The following is a 1246-nucleotide window of genomic DNA, read 5'->3' on the forward strand; positions in this document are numbered from 1 at the left end:
TGCTTCTGACAATGCTTCTTCCGCCGGTATATTCTCCAGCTCCACCTGATCAGCTGCGATCTTTAGTGCATCGTAAATCTTTCCTCCTGTTGGGTCTATAGGAAGCACTGAAGCGTGCTGTGATTGTTGGAGTGGAACTGTTATCTCAGGATGCTCTTTCACATAATTATGATAGCTCTCAACACTATCCATATTCTTGCATACGGGTACATATCCAGTTCCCATTGACCATACTGCCTGCTGTTCAGGGCTCGTAAAGTACCGTATAAATGCTGCAGCTCCGGTCTTCTCCTTCTCACTTGAGGATTTGACGATAACAAAATCTTTGGCCTCTGCTGTCGGGCTGGAAGCATTGGAACCGAAACCCGGCTGCTCCAGAGCGCCAACAAGAGTGAAATCCAGATCTGCCTGGTCTCCGGAGGAACCTGTATAACCTGCCGCCGTTCCGGACAAGGCATCATCCATAGTCTTGTACCAGTACTCCCAGCCTTGTCCACCGGAATGAATCTTCATGATTTTGTCCTCATGGATCCACTTCCTAAAAGCTTCAAATACCTGGATCCACTCCGGGGAATCGATGGTGACTTCCTTGCCATCCGAACTAAACATGGAAGCTCCGTTGGAAAATGCTACATCAATGAGGTTGTCCGGTCCCCACATAGGCTCCCAAACGTACTCTGTTCCGGAAGATGTAAACCTCTCTTTTTGATCCGCCAAATCCTGCCAGCTCTTGATGGATTCCGGATTCACACCTGCTTTCTCAAAGGCTTCCCTATTATAATAAAACACCTGTGTTGTTCCGTATGCCGGAAACATATAGAGCTCATCCCTATCTCCTTTACAGCTGTCAATAAATACATCAATGTAGTCATCAAGTGAAAATGAAGGAGTGGATTTTAGCTGCTCTCCTACATTTTCCAGAATCCCTTTTCCTGACAGATAATGAGAAGCTTCCGTTTCAAGAAGCACAAGATCAGGAGAGACATTTCCGGCCAATGCTGCCTGCAATCCCTGATAGGTTTCATCATAGCTTGCTTTAACCACAGGTTTTATCACATACTCATCCTGGGAAGCATTGAAGGAATCAATGATGTCAGCCATGACCTTTACTGCTGTTTTTCCGCCGGCATACCAGTATTCAATCTCTGTCCTCTCCTTTTCTGCCTTTGGAACCTGCGAAGCATTTTCTCCGGAACATCCGGAAATTGCAGTTATGACTGACAGGATAATCAAGGGACTAATGAAA

1 protein-coding gene is annotated in these 1246 nt (G+C 46.1%); it reads right to left on the bottom strand.

The features are described 5' to 3' along the window. Nucleotides 1–1242, bottom strand: a 1242-nt coding sequence (locus T515_RS16170; RefSeq protein WP_051671835.1) for an extracellular solute-binding protein, incomplete at its 3' end; no start/stop codon positions are given. Between the last annotated feature and the right edge of the window lie 4 nt (nt 1243–1246).

Origin of the sequence: Oribacterium sp. P6A1, assembly GCF_000702885.1 — a bacterium.
GTDB lineage: Bacteria > Bacillota > Clostridia > Lachnospirales > Lachnospiraceae > Oribacterium.